Raw genomic sequence first — 279 nt, 5'->3', positions numbered from 1 at the left:
GCTGAATCGGTGCGCGGCGGCACGCATTACCTGCTGACCCTGCCACCGTATAATGCCGATGGCAACAACACCTACAGTCTGTCCGGCGTGGCTTATGACCTACAGGGCAATGCTTCTGAGCGAATGGAAGCCCAGATTTTGGTGACCGCTTCGGCAGTCAATCCTTCGGATTCCGGTTTTGAACCCGCCAATAAATCCATGGTGGCTGATGGCAAAACCCAGACGGTTATCCGCCTGAAACTGACGGATAAAAACGGCAAACCGGTCAGCGGCGCCGCG

The 279-nt window shown here is 56.3% G+C and carries 1 protein-coding gene; it reads left to right on the top strand.

Annotation, left to right across the window (positions count from 1 at the left end):
• Positions 1 to 279, top strand: a 279-nt coding sequence (locus FE392_RS19485; RefSeq protein ID WP_319931795.1) for a hypothetical protein, incomplete at both ends; no start/stop codon positions are given.

It is taken from the genome of Xenorhabdus santafensis, from assembly GCF_033949405.1.
GTDB classification, from domain to species: Bacteria; Pseudomonadota; Gammaproteobacteria; order Enterobacterales; family Enterobacteriaceae; genus Xenorhabdus; species Xenorhabdus santafensis.
This window is presented reverse-complemented; position numbering and strand designations above follow the sequence as displayed.